The organism is Rhodococcus sp. PD04 (assembly GCF_035918275.1).
Classification (GTDB): Bacteria; Actinomycetota; Actinomycetes; order Mycobacteriales; family Mycobacteriaceae; genus Rhodococcus; species Rhodococcus rhodochrous.
This window is the reverse complement of record NZ_CP142143.1, coordinates 3138668-3158675: the sequence shown is the minus strand read 5'-3', so window position 1 is coordinate 3158675 and position 20008 is coordinate 3138668. Positions and strand designations below refer to the sequence as shown.

Here is a 20008-nt window from a genome sequence, read left to right as displayed (position 1 = left end):
GGGTGCTGCGCCGCTTCCGGCCGTCACGCCATATCCTGGACGGGTGAACTGGACTGTCGACGTGCCGATCGACCGCTTGCCCGAACTCCCCCCGTTGCCCGAGGAGCTGCGTGCCAACCTCGACGCGGCGCTCGCAAAGCCGGCGCTGCAGCAGCCCAGCTGGCCCGAGGAACAGGCCGCGGCGATGCGCACCGTGCTCGAGAGCGTGCCTCCCATCACCGTGCCCCGCGAGGTCGAGGAGCTGCAGACCCAGCTCGCCGCCGTCGCTCGCGGTGAGGCCTTCCTCCTCCAGGGCGGCGACTGCGCCGAGACGTTCGCGGACAACACCGAGCCGCACATCAAGGGCAACATCCGCACGTTGCTGCAGATGGCGGTGGTGCTGACCTACGGTGCGTCGACGCCGGTCGTGAAGGTCGCGCGGATCGCCGGCCAGTACGCCAAGCCGCGTTCGTCCGACACCGACGCGCTCGGCCTGCCGTCCTACCGCGGCGACATGGTCAACTCGCTGGTCGCCGACGCGGAGGTGCGCAGGCACGATCCGTCGCGCCTCGTGCGTGCCTACGCGAACGCGAGTGCCGCGATGAACCTCGTGCGTGCCGTCACCGCCGCCGGTGAGGCCGACCTGCACCGCGTGCACGACTGGAACCGGGCCTTCGTCTCGGCGTCGCCCGCCGGTGCCCGCTACGAGGCGCTCGCCTCCGAGATCGACCGCGGTCTGCGGTTCATGGACGCCTGCGGGGTCGTCGACCCGAACCTGCGCGCAGCGACGATCTACGCCAGCCACGAGGCCCTCGTCCTCGACTACGAGCGCGCGATGCTCCGTCTCGACAACTCGGGCGACAAGCCGCGCCTGTACGACCTGTCGGCCCACTTCCTGTGGATCGGCGATCGCACCCGCCAGCTCGACGGCGCGCACATCGCGTTCGCGGAGCTGCTGTCGAACCCGATCGGCCTGAAGATCGGTCCGTCGACCACCCCGGAGATGGCCGTCGAGTACGTCGAGCGCCTGGACCCGCACAACACGCCGGGCCGGCTGACCCTGATCTCCCGGATGGGCCACTCGAAGGTTCGCGACCTGCTGCCCGGCATCATCGAGCGTGTCGAGGCCACCGGCCACAAGGTGATCTGGCAGTGCGACCCGATGCACGGAAACACCCACGAGGCATCCACCGGCTACAAGACCCGTCACTTCGACCGCATTGTCGACGAGGTGCAGGGCTTCTTCGAGGTGCACCGCGCGCTCGGCACGCATCCCGGCGGCATCCACGTCGAGCTCACCGGTGAGGACGTCACCGAGTGCCTCGGCGGTGCCCAGGACATCTCCGATCTCGATCTGCACGGTCGTTACGAGACGGCGTGCGATCCGCGGCTGAACACGCAGCAGTCGATCGAACTCGCGTTCCTCGTGGCGGAGATGCTCCGCGGTTGATCACAGTGGGGATGCTTCCCGGGTAGAGGACGGGTGGTCGGATCAGGGCAGTGCGGTCAGCGTGACCGTGCTGCCCTGTTCTGTTCTCCGGCCTGCCCCCGGATCTTGGCCGATCACGATCGAGCGGTCGGAGTCGCCGAGCTGCCGGACCTCGACCTCGAAACCGAGGCGGGTGAGCTCGTCGCGGGCCGAGCCCACCGAGCGTCCCAACATCGACGGCACCTTCACTGCATTGGATACGAGCAGGGTGACGGTTCCGCCGGCGCTGACGTCGGCGCCCTCCTCCGGGTCGGTGCCGACGACTCGTCCCTCGTCGACGTCGGCGTCGAAGACCTCTCGGATCTCACCGACGGTCAGACCTGCTTCGTCGAGGATGCGTCGCGCCTCGTCGACCGGGCGTCCGGTGAGATCGGGCAGGGTGACCGGCGGGGAGCCCTTACTGATCACGAGTGCGACCTCGGCGCCCACCGGCAGGACGGTGCCGGGGGCGGGGTCGAGTGCAGCCACACCGCCCTCGGGCACCGTGGTGCTGAACGCGGTGCCGCCCTCGATCGGTTCGAAGGTGCGGCTGCGCAGTTCGTCCTCGACGACGGATCTCTCGCCGGCGCCGGGGATGGACGGGACGGTGGGTCTGCCGAGCGACACGAGCAACGCGATCGTGTCGCCGTCGGGCACGCGTGAACCCGCGCTGGGGTCGGTGCCGAGGACGGTGTCGACGGGGACGTCGTCGGAGTACTCGCCCCGGATCTCGCTGGACAATCCGGCCGTCTCGATCGCGGACACGGCCGCTGCCCGGTCGAGACCCTGCACGGTCGGGACGTCGGTGAGGCGGCCGGCGCCGAGCCACCACCCGGCGATTCCCATGAACAACGCGAGCACGATGATCGCGGCGATCCAACCGGCGGCGGACCGGCGCTGACGGCGACGGTCGGCAGCGTAGTCGGGCCGGGGCGCCACGGGTTCGGTGTCGGGACGCGGATGGGTGCGGGTCGCGACCCGGGTCGGGTGCGGGGGCGTGGCCGGAGCATCCGGGCCGGGCGTGGCCGGAACGGCGGTCTGCACGGTCGTCGGGGCGTGCGAGTTCGCGGCGGCCGAGCCGGGGAGCACCGTCGTCGCCGGAGCGGGATCGGCATGTCCGGCAGCGGCACCGTCGACGGTGCGGGTCGGTGCCGCGGCGTCGGGGTCCACCACGGGCGGCGTCCGCACGGCGGATCGTCTGGGAGCCGGAACCCGGTAGCGGGGGAGATCGAGCGTGTCGCAGATCTCGCCGAGCGCGTCGGCCATCACCTGCGCGTCGGCGTAGCGTTCCGACGGTTCGCGTTCGGTGGCCCGACGGACGAAGGCGTCCAGTTCCGGCGGAACCCCGTCTATGACCGAACTCGGATCCGGCACGTCCTTCTCCACGCGCTGGTACGCGACCGACAGGGACGTGTCGCCGATGAAGGGGGTGCGGCCGGTGAGCATCTCGTATACGAGCACACCGGCCGAGTAGACGTCGCTGCGCGCGTCGGCGCTGCCGACGGTGACCTGCTCCGGGGACAGGTACGCCGCGGTGCCGAGGATCACGCTGCGCGAGGTGGTGGTCGCGGCGGCGACGGCGCGGACGAGCCCGAAGTCGGCGATCTTCACCTCGCCGTTGCCGGAGATGAGGATGTTCTCGGGCTTGATGTCGCGATGCACGAGACCCGCCCGGTGGGCGACGGCCAGGGCTCCGAGGACCGGAGCGGCCACGGCAGCGGCGGCGTGCGGCGGCATCGGCCCGCGCTCGCGCAGCAGCTCACGCAGGGTGCCGCCCTCGACGAGCTCCATCACGAGGAAGACATGGTCGCCGTCCTGGCCCTGGTCGTAGACCGCGACGAGCCCGGGATGCGTCAATCGTGCGACGGACCTGGCCTCGAACTCGAACCGTGCCAGGAACTGGGGATCGGCCGCGAACTGCGGATCCATGATCTTCACGGCGACGGGACGGTCGAGACGCATGTCGGTGCCGCGATAGACGGTCGACATGCCGCCGCGTGCGATCTGCGATTCGATGCGATAACGCCGGTCGAGCACGACGCCGACCAGTCGGTCGCTGCCAGCGGTCACCCGGTGTACCCCCGTGTCTCGTGCGTGATGGTGGGACGCCGGTACCCGGGCCTTCGAGGTATCGACGTGACGAAGGTCCGGCTCTGCGTGTGCGGAGCGATTTCGTCCCCGTCGATCGTAGCCAGCTCCCGTGGACGGTAGCCGCGTAGCTGCCCGCGAGGCCGCAACGATAACGTGGTGGGGTGAGTGCAATCCCTTACTGCGACGACGTTCTCGACCGCTCCGTGCCCGTGGTGCAGCTCGTCGATGTGGCCAAGAGCCTCGGCGTCGCCACCTCCCGCGTGCACCAGATGGTGCGCGACCGGCAGTTGCTGGCGTTCAAGCGCGACCGCGTGCCGGTCCTGCCCGAGGCCTTCCTCGACGACGAGGGGAACGTTCTCAAGGGTCTTCCCGGCCTGATCGCGGTGCTGCACGACGGCGGTTACGAGGACGACGAGATCCTGCAGTGGCTCTTCGCCGAGGACGATTCTCTTCCCGGTGGAAGCCCCGTCGCCGCGATGCACACGCAGTCCGCGCGCGAGGTCATGCGGCGGGCACAGGCACTCGCCTTCTGATCCGCGGCGGGCAACTCGGCCTGATCCGCGGCGGGCAACTCAGCGCTGCCGGAGCAGTGAACCGGTGACGTACTCGGTGAGCATCACCGCGGCGCGGGTGCGGCGCGGTACCGTCGCGCGCCGGTCGAGCACTCGGAACCCACTGCGTTCGACCTCGTCGAGGATCCGCCCGTAGAGCGTGAAGGCCGCGCGGATACCGGGCCGGATCCGGTCGGGGAGTACCGCCAGTCCGGGTTCGGCCTTGCGATATTCGGCGCGGGTCAGTGCGACCGCGTGGGCGAGCGCCCGCCGGACCCTCGGATCCACGGCGCCGGTGCGCCGGCATTCCTGCAGCAGGTCGATGTCGACCCCGAACGCCGACCACAGGTCGAGCGGGATGTAGACGCGTCCGCGCTCGAGGTCTTCGCCGACGTCGCGGATGAAGTTGGTGAGCTGGAATGCCTCACCGAGCGCGGCCGCGGCCGGTGGGGCGGCAGGATCGGCGACGTCGAGGATGGGCAGCAGTTCGAGACCGATCACTGCCGCGGAGCCGTGCATGTACTCGCGCAGTTCCTCGATGGTCCGGTAGTGGGGCCGGAACTCGGGCGTGCGCGGCACGTCCATGCGCATGGAACGGATGAAGGCGTCGAAGTACCCGGTCGGGATGCGGTACTGCCGGATCGTGTCGGCGAGCGCACGGACCACCAGACCGGTCTCGTCGAGCGGGCCGGGATCACCCGCGAGCGCGGCGTGCAGGCGGGCGTGCGCGTCGTCGACCCCGCGGATCGCGGCCTCCGGGTCGTCCACGGCGGTGACGTCGACGATGTCGTCGACATGTCTGGCGAACCCGTAGAGCGCGTGCACGGCGTGTCGGCGCGGGGCCGGCAGCAACCGGGTCGCGAGGTTGTAGGTGCGTCCGTGTTCGGCGGTGAGTTCGGCGCAGTAGGCGTAGGCCCGGGTGAGATCGTCGGCCGCGATCCCCGCGGGGCGGTCAGGCACGGTCGTCCCGGGCAGCGCCGGCGGGCGATGCCGCTCGTGGCCGCAACCGCAGGCGCAGCGGATCACGGGTGACGAGCGAACGGGCCGCGACGATCGAGGCGAACACCGCGAGTGCGACGTGCGCGATGTTGTACATCCCGATCGACCCGTCGGGGTTGAAGATCAACATCAACCAGGTCGACAACCCGACGAGCACCATGAGCACCCTGGGCGACATCGCGAAGGCGGCGGCGACGGCGAGCGGCCAGGAGTAGTACCAGGGCAGCGCGGCGGGCGACAGCAGGGTCACCGCGGTCAGTGCCACGACGATCCCGAAGACCGCGTCGCGCTCGGTGCGGCGGAAGCGCCACCACGCCCACACCAGGATCACCACCAGCGCGATCGCGCAGAGCATGCGCGTGATGTCGAGGACCGATCCGAGTCGCCACGGGGTGACCCACGTGACGGCGTGCGCCATCATCGTCGGCAGCGACAACCAGTTGATGATCTTCGACGAGCCGGACAGGGCGGTGAGCCAGCCGATGCCCACACCGGCGAGCAGCGAGGTGCCGCCGAAGACCGCGGCGAAGACGACCAGTCCCAGACCGGCGGCCTTGGCGAACAGGCGGACGGGCGCTGCCGGTTCGCGCCCTTCGGCGCGCGCACGGTCGCGTTCGTGGATCATCCACACCCACACCAGGAAGGGCAGTGCCAATCCTGCTGTGGCCTTGATCGCGGCGCCGAGCGAGACCAGGGCGATGCCGCCGATATGTCGGCCCTCGAGCACGAGCACGATGCCGGCGATCATGAGACCGACCATCAGCAGCTCGTTGTGCACACCGCCGACGAGATGGATCAGCACGAGCGGGTTCAGGACCGCGAGCCACAGGGCGATCGCGGGGTTCCCACCCATGCGACGGGCGAGTTTCGGCACGGCCCACGCCATGAGCGCGAGGCCGGGAAGCATGGTCAGGCGCCACAGCCAGGTGCCCGTCACCACGTTGTCGTCGGTGATGGACGTGATGCCCGCACCGAGCAGCAGGTGGACGGGCCCGTACGGCGTGGTGGTCGTCGTCCATACGTTGCTGACGTTGTCGAGCAGGACGCCCGGGTTGACGACCGGGCCCACCTCGTACGGATCGAAGCCGTCGCGCAGCAGTGCACCCTGCGCGAGGTAGGAGTAGGCGTCGCGGCTGAACATCGGGGTCGCGACGAGCAGGGGAGCGGTCCACGCGGGAAGCACCGTCCACAGATCGCGCACCGTGACGTGGCCGGCGAGGGTCGCCCGACCGACGCGCACCCACGCTGCGATCATGACGAGCACACCGACCCACAGGATGATCCGCGAGAGCAGCTGACCGTGGCCGAAGCGCAGCCACGACAGATAGATGTCCTCGAGCAGCGGATCGACGCGGCGGACACTGCCCGATCCGAAACTGCCGAAGGTCATGAGCACCGCGCCCCACGCGCCGAGCAACGTGGCGTGGCCGGCGGGACTCCTCAGGAATGCGTACTTCGGGCGCTCACCCGTCGGCGCGACCGTCCCCTCCGGCGCGGGCGAGGTCTGCGGCTCGGCGTCGGGCGAGGCAGGGGACGACATCGTTACGGTTCCTCCCCCGTGGACGTGTGGATGCGCGGCGCGCAGGTAGCTGGCGAACGAGGACAGTTTAGTGGAGACGCGGAGCGTGTTGCGCCCGGTGTCACCGGCTTCGCGGAACATCGAGCCGTTCGGCGGCGAGCCTTCCGGACAACAGCACGGTGGGGACGCCGACGCCCGGCACCGTCGCCGACCCGGCGAGCACCACGCCGGGAACGGCCGGATCGAGGTTACGGCGCCGGAACGGTCCCGTCTGCCGGAAGACGTGAGCGCTCGAGAACGGGCTGCCCGCCTGCATGCCACGAGCGTGCCAGGTTGCGGGTGTGTCGATGTGGTCGACGCGGAAACCGTCCATGATACCGCCGTATCCGCGGCGGTCGAGGACGTCGAGCAGCTCGTTGCGGTAGGGCACCGCGAGCTCGGCCCAGGCGAGCGGAGCGCTGTCGAGGTTCGGGCACGGCGCCAGCACCGACAACGGTTCGTGCTCGGCCCCCTCACGGGTGAAGCGCAGACCGGGATCGGACAGAGCCGGTCGTGTGATGAGCAGCGAGGGATCCGACATCGGCCGGCCACGTCCGCGGCTGCGGGTGATCTCCGCGAAGGTGCGGTCCCATTCACCGCCGAAGTCGATCACGTGGTGGTGTTGCGCCGCCCAGCCGTGGGTCACCCCGGTGGGGATCGACCCGTGCAGCACCACGGCCGACGGCGCGGCCAGTGTGCGGCGGCGCCGACGGTGCGGCAGCAACCCGTCGACCACCGGGGTGTCGGGGGTCAGGACGGCCGCGTCGCACGGGAAGCGTTCTCCGTCGCGGGTGCGGACACCGTCGACCCGGCCACCGGAGAGATCGAGCGAGGTCACCTCCCGGCCGAGTTCGAGCCGTCCGCCGGCATCGACGAACGCCGCGGCCATCGCGCGGGCGACCGATCGCATACCGCCGTCCACCGCGTACACGCCCAGCGAGGTGTCCATGTGGGCGATGGCCCCGTAGACGGCGAGGGCCCGTGCCGGAGCGACCCCCGCGTACAGCGCCTGGAAGGTGAAGACGCGGCGCAGGCGTGGGTCGGTGATCCTGCGGTTCACCTGTGCGCCGAGCCTGCCGAACCCGCCCAGCCGGAGCAGACGCGCAAGGTCGCGCAGTGCCGCCGGAGACGAGACCAGGTCGAGCGGCGAGTCGAAGTTCGCGTCCATGAAGCGGTCGAACTCGGCGTCGAAGATGTCGGCGAGCCACGCCCGCAGCCGCAGATAGCGGCGTGCCTCCTCGGGACCGCACACCCGCGAGATCTCGGCGACCATGGCCTCGGGGTCGGAGTGCACGTCGAGCGAGGTGCCGTCGGCGAACCGCGCGTGATAGGCGGGGGACAATTGTCGGGTGCGTAGCGCCGGCCGGACCGAGTCCCGATCGGCGCCCACCGCGGCGAGGGCGTCGTCGATCAGCTCGGGCATCGTGAGCACGGTGGCACCGTTGTCGATCTCGTAACCGGGGCCGTGATAACTGCCGACCCGGCCCCCGACGTCGTCGGCGCGTTCGAGGACCGTCACGTCCCTACCGGCGCCACGCAGGTGCAGCGCCGCGGACAGACCGGCGAGGCCGGCACCGACCACGACGACCCGGTCGGCGCCGGGAACCGTCCGCACCGTCCTCACGCCACCCGTCGGGTCGCGGCGACCGCCGACTCGCGCAGGAGGACCTTGCCCTCCTCGGTGGCGCCGGACGACTCGAGCGCCTCGAACGCGCTGTCGGTCAGTTCCGTGATGCGGTCCTCGATCCGGGCGACCGCGCCGAGGTCGACGAGCAGCGAGCGGAGCTGTTCGACCTGCGCGTCGGACAGATCGGTCCCGATCGAGGTGCGCAACAGCTCGGCCGCGGCCGGATCGGAGGCGTCGGCCGTCTCGAGTGCCAGCGCGTACAGGACCGTCCTCTTGCCCGAGCGCAGGTCGTCGCCGGAGGGCTTGCCGGTGATCTCGGGGTCGCCGAAGACGCCGAGCAGATCGTCGCGCAGCTGGAACGCCAGACCGATGTCGGTGCCGAAGCGGCGGTAGGCGTCGATGAGGTCGTCGTCGGCGCCGGCGAGAGCGGCGCCGATGTGCAGCGGGCGTTCGATCGTGTACGCCGCGGTCTTGAACCGGTTGACCCGCGTGGCGGCCTCCACCGATTCGTCCGCCGCCACCTCGTTGGCGATGTCGAGGTACTGCCCGCCGAGCACCTCGGTGCGCATCGCGGCCCAGGCCGGGACCACGCGCGCGACCGTCGCGGGGTCGAGCCCGGCCGAGTGCAGCATGTCGTCCGCCCACACCAGGGCGAGGTCGCCGAGCAGGATCGCGACCGACTCGCCGAACTGCTCCGACCTACCGTGCCAGCCGGCGCTGCGGTGCTGCTCGGTGAACTCGACGTGCACGGTGGGGAACCCGCGGCGCGTGGTTGAGGCATCGATGATGTCGTCGTGGACGAGGGCCGCGGCCTGCACGAGCTCGAGCGCCGAGCACGCCTGCAGGACGGCCGCGGCGTCCGGCCCGGTCGGATCACCGCCGGCGCCGAGCCAGCCCGTCCAGGCGAAGCGCGGACGTACCCGCTTGCCCCCGCGCAGCACGAACGCCTCGAGCGTGTCGACGGCCTGCCGGTATCCACCGCCCACCGAGTCGACCAGATCGGAACGTGAGGTGAAGAACTGCCGGAGGGAGTCCTCCACACGATGGGGGAGCTGCTCGGCAGACAAGTGATCGGCGCCGGTAGACAGGACGAAACCTCCAGGTCGATGGGTGACGGCACCTCGGCGGGGGGAGAGCCGGAGGCGCCGCGACCAGCCTATCCGCACACTCGGGTCGTCGCCGGTAGCGACCGGCCCGGTGGCGCCACCTATGCTGGACCGGTGACAAGCGACTTCGTCAGGGCAACCGAGGACGACGGGATTTCTCGGACCCCGTCGATCGTGGACCGTCTCGGATCCGCGCGTTCGGGCCGCATTCCGTTCTCCGTCGAGTTCTCCCCACCTCGCGATGTCGAGGCCGAGGGACGACTGTGGCGTGCCGTGCGGACGTTCGAACGCCTCGGTCCGGCCTTCGTATCGATGACCTACGGCGCCGGGGGATCCACCCGCGACCGTACGGTCCGGATCACCGGACGTCTCGCCGAGGAGACCACCCTCCTGCCGGTCGCGCACCTCACGGCCGTCGGGCACAGCATCGACGAACTGCGCGCGATGGTCGGTGCCTATGCCGACCGCGGCATCACCAACATCCTCGCCCTGCGCGGCGACCCGCCGGGCAACCCCCTCGGCGAGTGGGAGAAGCACCCGGAGGGTCTCGAATACGCCGACGAACTCGTACGTCTGGTGCGCGATCTCGGCGACTTCCACGTGGGCGTCGCATCGTTCCCGGAAGGACACCACCGGTCCCCGGACCTCGACCACGACACCCGCTATCTCGTGCAGAAGCTGCGTGCGGGCGCCGAGTACTCGATCACCCAGATGTTCTTCGACGTCGAGCACTACCTGCGTCTGCGCGACCGGGTCGTGGCGTGCGACGCCGAGCAGGGGCTCAAGCCGATCATCCCCGAGATCATGCCGATCACGTCGCTGCGCTCGGCGCGGCGCAGCCTCGAACTGTCGGGTTCGCACCTGCCGCCCGTGCTCGAGGAGCGGCTGCGGCGCGCGGCGGGCGACGGCCCGGAGGAGAACCGCGCCGCCGTGCGCGAGGTGGGCATCGAGGTGGCCACGGAGATGTGCGAGCGGCTGATCTCCGAGGGCGCGCCGTGCCTGCACTTCATCACGCTGAACTTCGCCCGCGCGACCGGCGAGGTGCTCGACCGCCTCGGCTACGAACTCGAAGCTCCCGCCGCGGTGCAGCCGGCCTGACATCCGTGCCCCGGTTCGGGGTCAGGGCAGGACGCGGGCCTTCCATGCCGCGCGTCCGCTGCGCCGGGCCCGGATCGACGACGCCGTGAGCGCGCCGAAGGCCAGGACCGATGCCGGGTGTGCCACGGCCTCGAGCAGGTCGTCGGCGGGACGGTCCGGAGCATCCGGGTGTGTGCGTCCTCCCCGTTCGGTGACGCGGGCGAGGAGTCGTGACGCCATGCCCGCGGCGGTTCCGACCAGACCCCAGCGTCGTGTCCGGCCCTCGCCGAGAAGCGCCGCTGCCGGGGGCAGGAGGTAGGCGAGGAGATACAGCGCGACCACCGCGGCCGCGCCGGCGGGGGAGCCGAACGCCGACCACAGCCAGCGGGTGTAACCGCCGATCAACGGGCGGGGCCCGTCGTACATCCGGCACGACGACAGCCCGCCCGCGGCCGCGACCGTCGTACGTCGTCCGGCGCGACGTAGTGCCCGGGCCAGATCCAGATCCTCCGTGGGACTCGCCGCGACCGCGGCGTGCCCGCCGATCGCCCCGTAGGCGTGCGCGTCGAGGACGAGGAACTGCCCGCACGCCACCGCCATCGACGGCCGGTGGGTGCGGTGCGAGACCGCGACGGGCAGCAGCGAGAACCACGACCAGAACAGCAGTGGCTGCACGAGCCGTTCGAGCGCCGACCCGGTGAGCTGGTACGGGAACGGCGAGACGAGCGCGGCATCCTGGCGGCGCAGCAGAGCGATGGCGGCGGAGAGTGCGTCGGGCGTGAGCCGGACGTCCGCGTCGACGAAGACCACGACGCCGCTGTCGGCTGCCGGCCCGGCGTGGGCGACGGCTGCGGCACACGCCGCTGCCTTCCCGGTCCATCCTTCGGGAGGTGGCTGCGTCGATCGGACGACGGTGATGCGCTCGTCGTCCGCGGCCGCGGCCGTGGCCAGATCGCAGGTGCCGTCGGACGAGTCGTCGTCGAGGATCACCACGCGCAGGGCGCGCAGGCCTCTCTGTGCGCGCAGATCGGAGACGATCGCACCGATGCGAGGAGCTTCGTCACGGGCCGGCACGACGACGGTGACCTGCTCGTCGACCACCGGTCCCGGAACGAGACAAGGGAGCGCGACGCGGTTCGCGACGGCGACGGCCGCACCGTAGGAGGCGACGAGAGCACCACCGGCGACGAGCCGCGCGAGACCGGGGGACAGGTCGCGCGGCAGGGGGGTCAGGACCGCGTCCCGTTCGCCGACGACCACTGCGGCGTGGGATTGCGGGTGAACCAGGCCGCGCCGGCGATGATCAGCGTGACACCGAAGGCGCCGCCGGCCATGATTCCGGCCCAGCCCGCGAAACCGCGCGTGTTGGGATCGGCGTAGCGCACCTCCGCGCGGAGGGTGCTCACCTCACCGGCCGGAAGCTTCCAGGTCACGACCGAATCCGACTCGCGGGTGCCGTTGGTGGTCGCCACCCGGGCGGGGAATGCGATGGTGAACTGCACGTCGGTGCCCTGGGTGGGAGCGGACTCGAGATCGACGCGTCCGTTCAGGGCGACCAGGTCGCCCGAGCGCTGCAGGTTGAGCTGGAACATGCCGGCGCTCTGGTCGGACATCGTGGCGAGCTGCTGGACGTCGCCGAAGGTGAGGTCGTTGAAGAAGACCTGGCTCCCGACGTAGCCGTCCTGCGAGTACTCCTGCACCCGCACCTTGCCGGCCAGGGCCGAGGGAGGGGTGAGTTCGGGACCGGGATCGTTCTCGTCGGCGGGGATGGTCGCGGCGACGATCTGCCCCGACACACGGTCATCGGAGGAGATCCCCATCGTCGCCTGCACACGCAGGCAGCCGGTGAGGAGCGGGAGGCCGAGGAGCACGAGCCCCACGACCGCGACGACACGACGGCGGACGGACAGGATGGACGACTGCACGGAGAACATGGTGCCAGGCACGGTCATCCTCGTCGGTTGTTCGGGTCGCTCGCGGCGAGTCGTGTCTCGTCCCGCCCGGGACCGGGCGTGCTTCCGCGCCACGACCGGACGAGCGAGAACAGCAGGGGAACACCCAGTACCCCCATGACGACCAGTCCGTACACCGCGGAGTAGCGGAGTTCGGGAGCGTCGAGGAAGACACTGTGGGCGAGCGCCGAACCGAGCCACGTCCACAGGAACAGTACGACGGGCACGGCGTCGTGCCGGGACGTGTCGGTGCGATCCGAACGGGAGTCGACGAGCACGAGCACGGTCGCCATGATCGCGGCGACGAGAAGCCAGCCCGCGTAGTTGGTGAGTGGGATGTGCTCGATCCCGGGCAGTCCGCCGGCGTTGCACCACGACCAGTGCCCGTCCGCCACCATCTGGGGGTCGAGATACAGATCCCAGCCCAGCATGCCGACGGTGACCGCCGCGACCCGGCCGGGACCGTTGCGGACGAGGCGGGAGGCCACGCACCAGACGGGGTACAGACCCGCCGACCACGCCAGCGGCACCACCAGCGGGACGTCGAAGGCGGCCGGTCCGAGCCGATCGGTGACATAGCTGTAGCAGCCGTAGGGATAGCCGGTCGTCGTGCCGACCACCTCGGACAGATATCCGATGCCCGCCGAGCTGACGATCAGGACGACGGCGAAGGTGAGGCCGCGGTTCAGCGCGGCGTGGACGAGACATGCGGCGGTGAGCAGCGTGACGACCGCGACGGTCGCGGCGTCCCGGGCGCCACCCTCGGTGAGGGGGTAGGCGATCTGGGCCAGGACCGCGGCGACGGCCGGGACGATCGGAAGGATCGTCTTCCAGCGGGCCGGTCGGGGCGGTGCGGGGACGCGGGTGTCGGTCACCGCGACACCCAGCCCTTCACGCGGTCCACGAGAGTTCCCTTGGCGTCGGCGAGGGCGACCCGGGCGGCGTTGCGGCCGCTCGCACCGGAGACTCCACCGCCGGGATGGGTCGAGGCGCCGGTGAGATAGAGGCCGGGCGCGTCGGGCACCCGATAGCCGGACAGTTCCGGCAGCGGGCGCCACAGGAACATCTGGTCCAGCGACATCTCCACGTGCATGACGTTCCCGCCGAGCAGGCCGAGTTCGCTCTCGATGTCCGCGGGGGTCTGCACGTGGCAGTGCTCCACGCTTGCGGTGAATCCGGGAGAGCGCGTCTCCATCTCGGCGAGGATGCGGTCGGTCTCGGCGCCGGCGATGTCCTCCCAGCGACGCCCGTCGCGCAGCGCGTACGGATGCCACTGGGACCACAGGGTGATCTGGTGCTTGCCCTCGGGTGCGATCGTTGGGTCGAGGGCGGAGAAGCTCATCGCGAGGACGGCCGGTCGCGGGGGCAGGTCTCCCGCCATCGCCGCACCGTGCGCGGCGCGCAGGTGGGCGCGGTCGTCGACGAGCAGTTGCAGGCCGGCGGTCGTCAGTTCGGGCTCGTCGCAGCCGCGGTAGCGGGGCAGCGAGTCGGTGCCGAGCCGCAGGACCATGCCGATACCGGGGCCGACCCGCATGCTGCGGCGCCAGCGCTCGAGCCGGTCGCGGTCGTATCCGCCGCGGTCGAGCAGATCCAGCGTGGTCAGTACGTGGCATCCGGCGACGACCCTCCGGGCCCGCAGGGAGCGTCCCGATTCGGTGCGCACGGTCCACACATCGCCGGTCCGGCGGATCTCGGTGGCGGCGTCGCCGCAGGTCACCGTGCCGCCGTCGGACCGCAGCCGCGACAGCAGGGCCTGGGTGAGCGCGCCGCTCCCGCCGATCGCGCGCCCCGGGGGCAGGGTGTGCATGAGGGCCGCGAAGCCCACCATCGCGGCGGTGCCGGGCTCGGACATGGGCGGGCCGGACTGCGCGCCGAACCAGGCGAGTGCCGCCTTGAGGGGTTCGTCGTCGAAGTACTCGTCGAGCAGGCTGTCGCCGGTGGTGAGGAACCGGCGGGACAGGGCGCTGCCGCCCTCCCCGGCGTCGAGTCCCCAGAACGAGGACAGCAGGTGCCGGCCGGTCGGGGGGTGGGTGAACGACTTCATCACCGCGGCGCTGCGCGGACCCCAGTCCTGCACGAAGCGGCGGTACGCGTCGGCCTCGCGGCGTCCGCAGGCTGCTTCGACGGAGGCGCAGGTCCGGTCGAGATCGCGGTGGAAGACGATGCCGGGGCGGTCGGAGTCCGTCGGCGGCGGCGCGTATGCCCACGGGTCGCAGTCGATGTAGCGCAGGCCGTGGGCAGCGAGATCGAGTTCCTCGACGATCCCGGAGTGGCGCACCATGATGTGCGCCGAGGAACCGCGGTCGACGGCGTATCCGGGGAACCGTTCGACGGTGGAGACGGCGCCGCCCGGCACGGTGTCGCGTTCGAGGACCTCCACCGACCATCCGTCGCGGGCGAGATAACACGCCGAGACCAGGGCGTTGTGGCCCGAGCCGACGACGACGACGTCGAGTGTGGAGTTCATGGGGTACCGCTTCCGTCCGGATCGTCGATCGTGTGATGGTGGTACGGAACGAGGTCCGGCTCCAGAGGCAGGCTCCTGCCGAGGACCGCGAACGGGCGGGCGTCGCCGGTGAAGACGAACCGGCGGACGACGTCCTGGAATCCGAACCGACGGTACAGCCGCCACGCCCGGTTGTCCTCGCCCGGCACTTCGGGTGTCGACAGCAGTACGGCCGCTTCGGTGCGTTCCCGCAGCAGCGCCGACAGGAGCAGTTCACCGATGCGGCGTCCCTGCATGTCGGGGCGGACGTGCAGTTCGGTGAGCTCGAAGTAGTCGGAGAGGATGCGATCGATCTCCTCGGGGGACCGTCCGGAATGGCGCATCCCGGCGCGCACCTGCTGGTTCCACCACTGGCGGGTGTCGCCCCGGTAGCCGTACGCGATCCCGACGGCGGTGTCCGGATCGTCGGGGAGACTCGCAGCGAACGCCTGCCATCCCTCGCGGGCCGAATGCTCGGACCACATCGGCGCGCGGTGGTACTCCGTGCCGCGGGGATACCGCATCGCCGCGACGTAGACGGCCAGCAGCTCGGGCAGGCGCGCACGGAAGTCCGCGGGGGAGAGCTCGGTGAGGATCGGGGCGTCCTGGCGGGGATCGGTGGTCATGCGTGACTCGTTCGGGTGGCTCGCGCTGCGTCGGAGGTGCTCGGGTCTCGCTGATCGTTCGGGATGACGTGGCCACTTTCTCTTGACGGGTTGTCGGTGGGTCCAGCTATATTGAATACGTCGAACGCATGTTCGACACCGGTGATCCGGGGATGTTCGAGGGAAGCGAACATCCCCGGATCACCCTGGGGTCTCCCGCTCGGCGTCCGTGTCGGCCTCACTCGAGGACAGTGATCTCCGTTCCTCGGCGTTTCGGCGGGAATGCCACCGGATACCGCTCGTTGTAACGAGTGGTGAGACCACGCCGAGGAGGTGCGTGAACATGGCCAACGGTCAGGTCGCGAGTCGAGGCCCGCGCCGAACGTCTCCCACGCTCGGGCCGTCCGCATGCATCGACCATGCCACCTCGGCGCGCGCGGCGACGCTGCTGCGCAAGGCCGACGATCTGCTCTCGGGTGCCGCCGGTGCCGGCGATCCTGGCGAGCGGTTCCGCCTCGCCTATCTGGCGGCGCTGCGCGGCGCGGGCGCGGTGGTCGCCGCCGCGGAGCTGCGTTCCGGGATCCGCCCCCGCCGGCCCGCCACGCGCAACGCGTGGGCGCTCATGGCGCGCGCCGACGAGTCCTTCGCCGTCTGGGCCGACTACTTCGCCGATCGCTCAGCCACCCGCGCCGCAGTCGAGGCGGGGGTAGTGCATGCGGTGGGCGCCGACGAATCCGGGGCGTTCTACGACGAGGTGGGTCACTTCCTGCACGATGTGGAGGGCTATCTCGACGCCGAAGCAGAGCCGGAGGTCGGTGTCGGTGGGTGACTTTCGCCCCCTCACGAGGGTCTTCGCCGAAGAGGGGATCGAACTCACGTGTGGAGTTTGTGGTCCACAGCGACATCTGCTCGTATTATTGACTCAGGCGGCCGTACGGACGGCCCCCCGCCGGATTCGCCCCACGGATCCGGTGGCCACCGTTTAGTGCCGGGGGAGGTACCGTGCCACTCTCCGAGCACGAGCAGCGCATGCTCGATCAAATCGAGAGCGCGCTCTATGCTGAGGATCCCAAGTTCGCCTCGACCGTGCGTGGCAGCCGGTTGGGGATGGCGTCGAACCGGCGGCGGCTACAGGCCGGCGCCTTGTTCGTGTTGGGCCTGACGCTGTTGATCGCCGGCGTTGCCCTGCCGCTCAAGCCGGGCGGCTTCCCGATCATCAGTCTGCTCGGGTTCCTCGTGATGTTCGCCGCCGGAGTCCTGTTGCTCCTCGGCGGTCGTCGGCCGTCGACTCCAGGGGCGACGGGCGGTAGTTCCGGTTCCGGAAAGACCGGTCGAAGTTCCCGCGGCGGCAAGAAGTCCTCGGGTGGTGGCTTCACCAACCGCATGGAAGAGCGGTTCCGGAGGCGTTTCGAGCAGGACTGACCTCCTCGACCATCAGGTGTATCGACGACGGCGCGACCCAACGGGTCGCGCCGTCGTCGTTTCTCCGTCGGCCTGCCCAGCGACCTCCCTCCATCCCTCCTGTCGCTCCACCACCGCGCCCCACTCGCGCGTTCCCCGTCCCCCCACTGCCTCCCACCCCGGCCCCGGGCGCAGTGTTTCCCCTGGTCGCCCATCGCTCGAACCTCGCTCCGCCGGTGGGGCGGATCGTCGGGGCGCCGACGTCGGTGGATCCGCCGTAGTCACGAGAGGGCGTGTCCCCATTTTTCGCCACCCACTCTGAGCTGGGAATGTGACGACAACACGCGTGACCGGGCGGCGGTAATCCGTTTCCGGTGGGGCAAAGTGGGGTAATGTGGGGCGCGGCGGGACAAGGTGTCCTGTCGCGCGAAGCATCCGTCCGGCAGCGGGGAGGCGCCGAGTGTTCCTCGGTACCTACACCCCGAAGTTGGACGACAAGGGCCGGCTCACGCTGCCGGCGAAGTACCGAGACGAGCTGGCGGGAGGGTTGATGATCACGAAGGGACAGGATCACAGCCTCACCGTGTTCCCTCGTGACGAGTTCGCCGCTCTGGCCGAACGCGCTGCGAGTGCCTCACGGAGCAACCCTCAGGCACGTGCGTTCCTGCGGAGCCTCGCGTCGGGAACGGAGGAGCAGCGACCCGACTCACAAGGCCGGATCACGCTGTCGTCGGCCCACCGCAAGTACGCCGGTCTCACCAAGGACTGCGTGGTGATCGGTTCGGTCAGGTACCTCGAGATCTGGGACGCGACGGCATGGGAGACCTACCTCGCCGAGCACGAAGAAGACTTCTCGGAAGCGAGAGACGAAGCACTACGCGACATCTTGTAACCACGGCTCGGGCTGCGCGGCGAGTGCCGCGAGGCCTCTGCCCGATGTGCCGGCCCTGACGCACTTCCCCAGCGCCAGGTACGGACCGAAGGGCCCTGACGCACTTCCCCGGCGTCAGGTCTCTTCGGACTCGGACAGAGACCTCGAGGCATTCGCCGTCTTCCGTATCCACCCCCGTGGCGGCGAGCACGGTATCGAGACGAGCGACAGGCAGGCACGAGGCACACCACCGTCCACCCGACGAGTACCCCACAGACCGTAAGCGGCCCGAGCAGGATTCCGGAGGACACATGGTGGACGGCGAGCACGAATCCGTCGATGGTACGGATGAGGCCACCGGTGCCGATGTGGCATCTGCGGTGGAGTTCGGCCACGTGCCTGTCATGCTCCAGCGGGCCGTCGACCTGCTCGGCCCGGCCATCGAGAGCGTCGCTCCCGACGGCGAGGGCGCGGTCTACGTCGACGCGACCCTCGGTCTCGGTGGGCACTCCGAACACTTCCTGACGATCTACCCCAAGCTGCGGCTCGTCGGCCTCGACCGCGATCCCGACGCACTGGCGATCGCCCGCGAGCGACTCGCACGGTTCTCCGATCGCACCGACTTCGTCCACACCCGCTACGACGGGATCGCCGATGCACTCGAGAGTGTCGGCCTCGACCGGCACGGCTCGGTCCATGCCGCCCTGTTCGATCTCGGCGTGTCCTCGATGCAGCTCGACGAGGCGGAGCGCGGCTTCGCCTATTCCAAGGACGCACCGCTCGACATGCGGATGGATCCCACCACCGGCATCACCGCGGCCGACGTCCTCAACACCTACAGCCACGGCGACCTCGCCCGCATCCTGAGCACCTACGGCGAGGAGCGTTTCGCCGGCAGGATCGCCTCCGAGATCGTCCGGACCCGGGCCAAGGCCCCGTTCCGGACGAGCGGCGAACTCGTCGAACTGCTGTACCGCACGATCCCTGCTGCGACCCGCCGTACCGGTGGTCACCCGGCCAAGCGCACCTTCCAGGCGCTGCGGGTCGAGGTGAATGCGGAGCTCGACTCGTTGCGCAACGCGATACCGGACGCTATCGATGCTCTCGCGGTGGGTGGCCGGATCGTCTTCATGTCCTACCAGTCGCTCGAGGACAAGGTCGTCAAGCAGGAACTGACCCCGCGAGCGAAGTCCCGCAGTCCCGAAGGGCTTCCGGTCGAACTGCCCGGGATGGGACCGGAGCTGCGCATCCTCACCCGCGGTGCGGAGCGGGCGACGGACGACGAGATCGAGGCCAACCCACGTTCGGCGCCCGTCCGCCTGCGTGCTGCAGAACGAATCGCCAGGAGGTAACCGATGACCGTACAGGTGGCACCCCCGCAGCGCCGGAACCCGGGGCGATCGACCGCAGCGCAGCGTGCCTATCAGCGACGGTCGCAGCGCGCAGCACAGCTCGGGGTCGAGCAGGTCGAGACCCGCGGGCGCACGACGGGTGCCGGACGTGTCCGCACCCGGATCCCGTTCGTCGCCACCATCATCGGGCTCCTGGGCGTGGGCATGGCCGTGACGCTGCTGCTGACCACCCGGGCGACCGAGGATTCCTACGAGCTGAGCGCGGCGCGTTCCCTCAACGAGGAACTCGCCCAGAAGCGCGCGGTGCTCCAGCGCGACGTCGCCACGGCCGAATCGGCTCCCGCGCTCGCCGTCGCCGCGGCGGAGCTGGGCATGATTCCTACCGGGCAGGTCGCGCGGATCGTCGTCGCTCCGGACGGTTCGGTGCAGGTGGTGGGCGATCCGGTTCCGGCTCAGGGCGCCCCGCCGGCCCCGCTGGATCCGCCGGCCCGGGAGGACGCCCGCGTCCAGACCCCGCTGGCCGGCAGTGCCGGGGCGGAGACACCGCGGCCGCTCGGTGACGTGAGCGAGGGACCCCGGCCGCGCACCGACACCGAGGACGCGCGCCGGGCGGCGCCGTCGTCCGACGGCCGCCCTGTGGGCGAGGATCCGGCACCGGCTCCCGTGCCCGCGTCCGTGGCGGAGGCTCCTGCGGGCGCCACGCCGGACGTCGAGGGTGCCGCACCTGTTCCGCCCGCGGCGGGACAATCGGTACCCGTGAGCGAGCTGCCGCAATCCGAGGCGCCCCGTGAAGCGGCGCCCGAAGCACCTGTCCAGGCCGTGCCGACGGAACCCGAGGGTGGGCCTCGGTGAACAACCGCTCCACCCCCCGGCGTGCACCGCAGCG

General features: G+C 70.6%; 18 protein-coding genes. 8 read left to right on the top strand and 10 right to left on the bottom strand.

Features of this window, described 5'->3' with window-relative positions; genetic code table 11:
• The first annotated feature begins 43 nt into the window (after nt 1-43).
• Complete coding sequence (locus U9J23_RS14555) at nt 44-1429, top strand: class II 3-deoxy-7-phosphoheptulonate synthase (RefSeq protein WP_059380928.1); 1386 nt, start codon at nt 44-46, stop codon at nt 1427-1429.
• 42 nt (nt 1430-1471) lie between these two features.
• Here the strand turns inward: U9J23_RS14555 and pknB are convergent, their stop codons facing one another.
• Complete coding sequence (gene pknB / locus U9J23_RS14550) at nt 1472-3517, bottom strand: Stk1 family PASTA domain-containing Ser/Thr kinase (protein ID WP_059380929.1); 2046 nt, start codon at nt 3515-3517, stop codon at nt 1472-1474.
• 182 nt (nt 3518-3699) lie between these two features.
• Between pknB and U9J23_RS14545 the strand changes: the two genes are divergently transcribed.
• Entirely contained in the window at nt 3700-4071 is a 372-nt protein-coding gene (locus U9J23_RS14545; RefSeq protein WP_229579298.1) for an Rv2175c family DNA-binding protein, read from the top strand.
• Nucleotides 4072-4110: 39 nt separating this feature from the next.
• Here the strand turns inward: U9J23_RS14545 and U9J23_RS14540 are convergent, their stop codons facing one another.
• The 4 genes from U9J23_RS14540 to U9J23_RS14525 all read right to left on the bottom strand — a co-directional run bounded on the left by U9J23_RS14540 (nt 4111) and on the right by U9J23_RS14525 (nt 9313).
• The gene (locus tag U9J23_RS14540) at nt 4111-5049 is read right to left on the bottom strand and encodes a phytoene/squalene synthase family protein (protein ID WP_080968142.1); all 939 of its coding nucleotides are present in this window, start codon (nt 5047-5049) and stop codon (nt 4111-4113) included.
• Nucleotides 5042-6628: an alpha-(1->6)-mannopyranosyltransferase A gene (locus U9J23_RS14535; RefSeq protein WP_174479565.1), complete on the bottom strand. Its 1587-nt coding sequence runs from the start codon at nt 6626-6628 to the stop codon at nt 5042-5044. The genes U9J23_RS14540 and U9J23_RS14535 overlap by 8 nt, the downstream gene beginning before the upstream one ends.
• Before the next feature lie 100 nt (nt 6629-6728).
• The gene (crtI, locus tag U9J23_RS14530) at nt 6729-8261 is read right to left on the bottom strand and encodes a phytoene desaturase family protein (RefSeq protein ID WP_326598568.1); all 1533 of its coding nucleotides are present in this window, start codon (nt 8259-8261) and stop codon (nt 6729-6731) included.
• Nucleotides 8262-8266: 5 nt separating this feature from the next.
• On the bottom strand, nt 8267-9313 hold the full coding sequence (locus U9J23_RS14525) for a polyprenyl synthetase family protein (protein ID WP_059380932.1): 1047 nt from the start codon (nt 9311-9313) through the stop codon (nt 8267-8269).
• Nucleotides 9314-9532: 219 nt separating this feature from the next.
• Between U9J23_RS14525 and metF the strand changes: the two genes are divergently transcribed.
• Nucleotides 9533-10477, top strand: coding sequence for a methylenetetrahydrofolate reductase [NAD(P)H] (gene metF, locus U9J23_RS14520; protein WP_272268797.1), 945 nt, complete (start codon nt 9533-9535; stop codon nt 10475-10477).
• Nucleotides 10478-10498: 21 nt separating this feature from the next.
• Here metF and U9J23_RS14515 read toward each other — a convergent pair whose 3' ends face one another.
• From U9J23_RS14515 to U9J23_RS14495, 5 genes are read right to left on the bottom strand one after another with little or no spacing between them, the layout of a single operon-like run.
• On the bottom strand, nt 10499-11716 hold the full coding sequence (locus U9J23_RS14515) for a glycosyltransferase family A protein (protein WP_272268599.1): 1218 nt from the start codon (nt 11714-11716) through the stop codon (nt 10499-10501).
• On the bottom strand, nt 11686-12408 hold the full coding sequence (locus U9J23_RS14510) for an LppM family (lipo)protein (RefSeq protein WP_080968141.1): 723 nt from the start codon (nt 12406-12408) through the stop codon (nt 11686-11688). Before U9J23_RS14510 ends, U9J23_RS14515 begins: the two co-directional genes overlap by 31 nt.
• Nucleotides 12405-13283 carry a carotenoid biosynthesis protein gene (locus U9J23_RS14505; RefSeq protein WP_272268601.1) on the bottom strand — a complete coding sequence of 293 codons (879 nt, stop codon included), beginning with the start codon at nt 13281-13283 and terminating at the stop codon, nt 12405-12407. The genes U9J23_RS14510 and U9J23_RS14505 overlap by 4 nt, the downstream gene beginning before the upstream one ends.
• Nucleotides 13280-14875, bottom strand: coding sequence for a phytoene desaturase family protein (locus U9J23_RS14500; RefSeq protein WP_326598564.1), 1596 nt, complete (start codon nt 14873-14875; stop codon nt 13280-13282). Before U9J23_RS14500 ends, U9J23_RS14505 begins: the two co-directional genes overlap by 4 nt.
• Complete coding sequence (locus U9J23_RS14495; RefSeq protein WP_059380937.1) at nt 14872-15519, bottom strand: GNAT family N-acetyltransferase; 648 nt, start codon at nt 15517-15519, stop codon at nt 14872-14874. Before U9J23_RS14495 ends, U9J23_RS14500 begins: the two co-directional genes overlap by 4 nt.
• A gap of 322 nt (nt 15520-15841) precedes the next feature.
• Here U9J23_RS14495 and U9J23_RS14490 point away from each other — a divergent pair, with 322 nt between their 5' ends.
• The 5 genes from U9J23_RS14490 to U9J23_RS14470 all read left to right on the top strand — a co-directional run bounded on the left by U9J23_RS14490 (nt 15842) and on the right by U9J23_RS14470 (nt 19974).
• A complete protein-coding gene (locus U9J23_RS14490) occupies nt 15842-16327 on the top strand; it encodes an SAV_6107 family HEPN domain-containing protein (protein WP_059380938.1) in 486 nt (161 codons plus the stop codon).
• A 173-nt stretch (nt 16328-16500) separates the two neighbouring features.
• Nucleotides 16501-16920 (top strand): DUF3040 domain-containing protein, encoded by a 420-nt coding sequence (locus U9J23_RS14485; protein ID WP_060652805.1) that lies wholly within the window; start codon nt 16501-16503, stop codon nt 16918-16920.
• Nucleotides 16921-17359: 439 nt separating this feature from the next.
• Nucleotides 17360-17791, top strand: coding sequence for a division/cell wall cluster transcriptional repressor MraZ (gene mraZ, locus U9J23_RS14480; protein WP_006554148.1), 432 nt, complete (start codon nt 17360-17362; stop codon nt 17789-17791).
• A 290-nt stretch (nt 17792-18081) separates the two neighbouring features.
• Nucleotides 18082-19122, top strand: coding sequence for a 16S rRNA (cytosine(1402)-N(4))-methyltransferase RsmH (gene rsmH, locus U9J23_RS14475; protein WP_059380946.1), 1041 nt, complete (start codon nt 18082-18084; stop codon nt 19120-19122).
• Nucleotides 19123-19125: 3 nt separating this feature from the next.
• A complete protein-coding gene (locus tag U9J23_RS14470; protein ID WP_059380947.1) occupies nt 19126-19974 on the top strand; it encodes a hypothetical protein in 849 nt (282 codons plus the stop codon).
• Nucleotides 19975-20008: the final 34 nt, after the last annotated feature.

What these genes read in the sequence shown, in the direction of transcription:
- U9J23_RS14535 (WP_174479565.1), bottom strand. Translation starts at nt 6,628, where the DNA reads ATGTCGTCCCCTGCCTCGCCCGACGCCGAGCCGCAGACCTCGCCCGCG.
- U9J23_RS14510 (WP_080968141.1), bottom strand. Translation starts at nt 12,408, where the DNA reads ATGACCGTGCCTGGCACCATGTTCTCCGTGCAGTCGTCCATCCTGTCC.
- U9J23_RS14500 (WP_326598564.1), bottom strand. Translation starts at nt 14,875, where the DNA reads ATGAACTCCACACTCGACGTCGTCGTCGTCGGCTCGGGCCACAACGCC.
- U9J23_RS14495 (WP_059380937.1), bottom strand. Translation starts at nt 15,519, where the DNA reads ATGACCACCGATCCCCGCCAGGACGCCCCGATCCTCACCGAGCTCTCC.
- U9J23_RS14490 (WP_059380938.1), top strand. Translation starts at nt 15,842, where the DNA reads ATGGCCAACGGTCAGGTCGCGAGTCGAGGCCCGCGCCGAACGTCTCCC.
- rsmH (WP_059380946.1), top strand. Translation starts at nt 18,082, where the DNA reads ATGGTGGACGGCGAGCACGAATCCGTCGATGGTACGGATGAGGCCACC.
- U9J23_RS14470 (WP_059380947.1), top strand. Translation starts at nt 19,126, where the DNA reads ATGACCGTACAGGTGGCACCCCCGCAGCGCCGGAACCCGGGGCGATCG.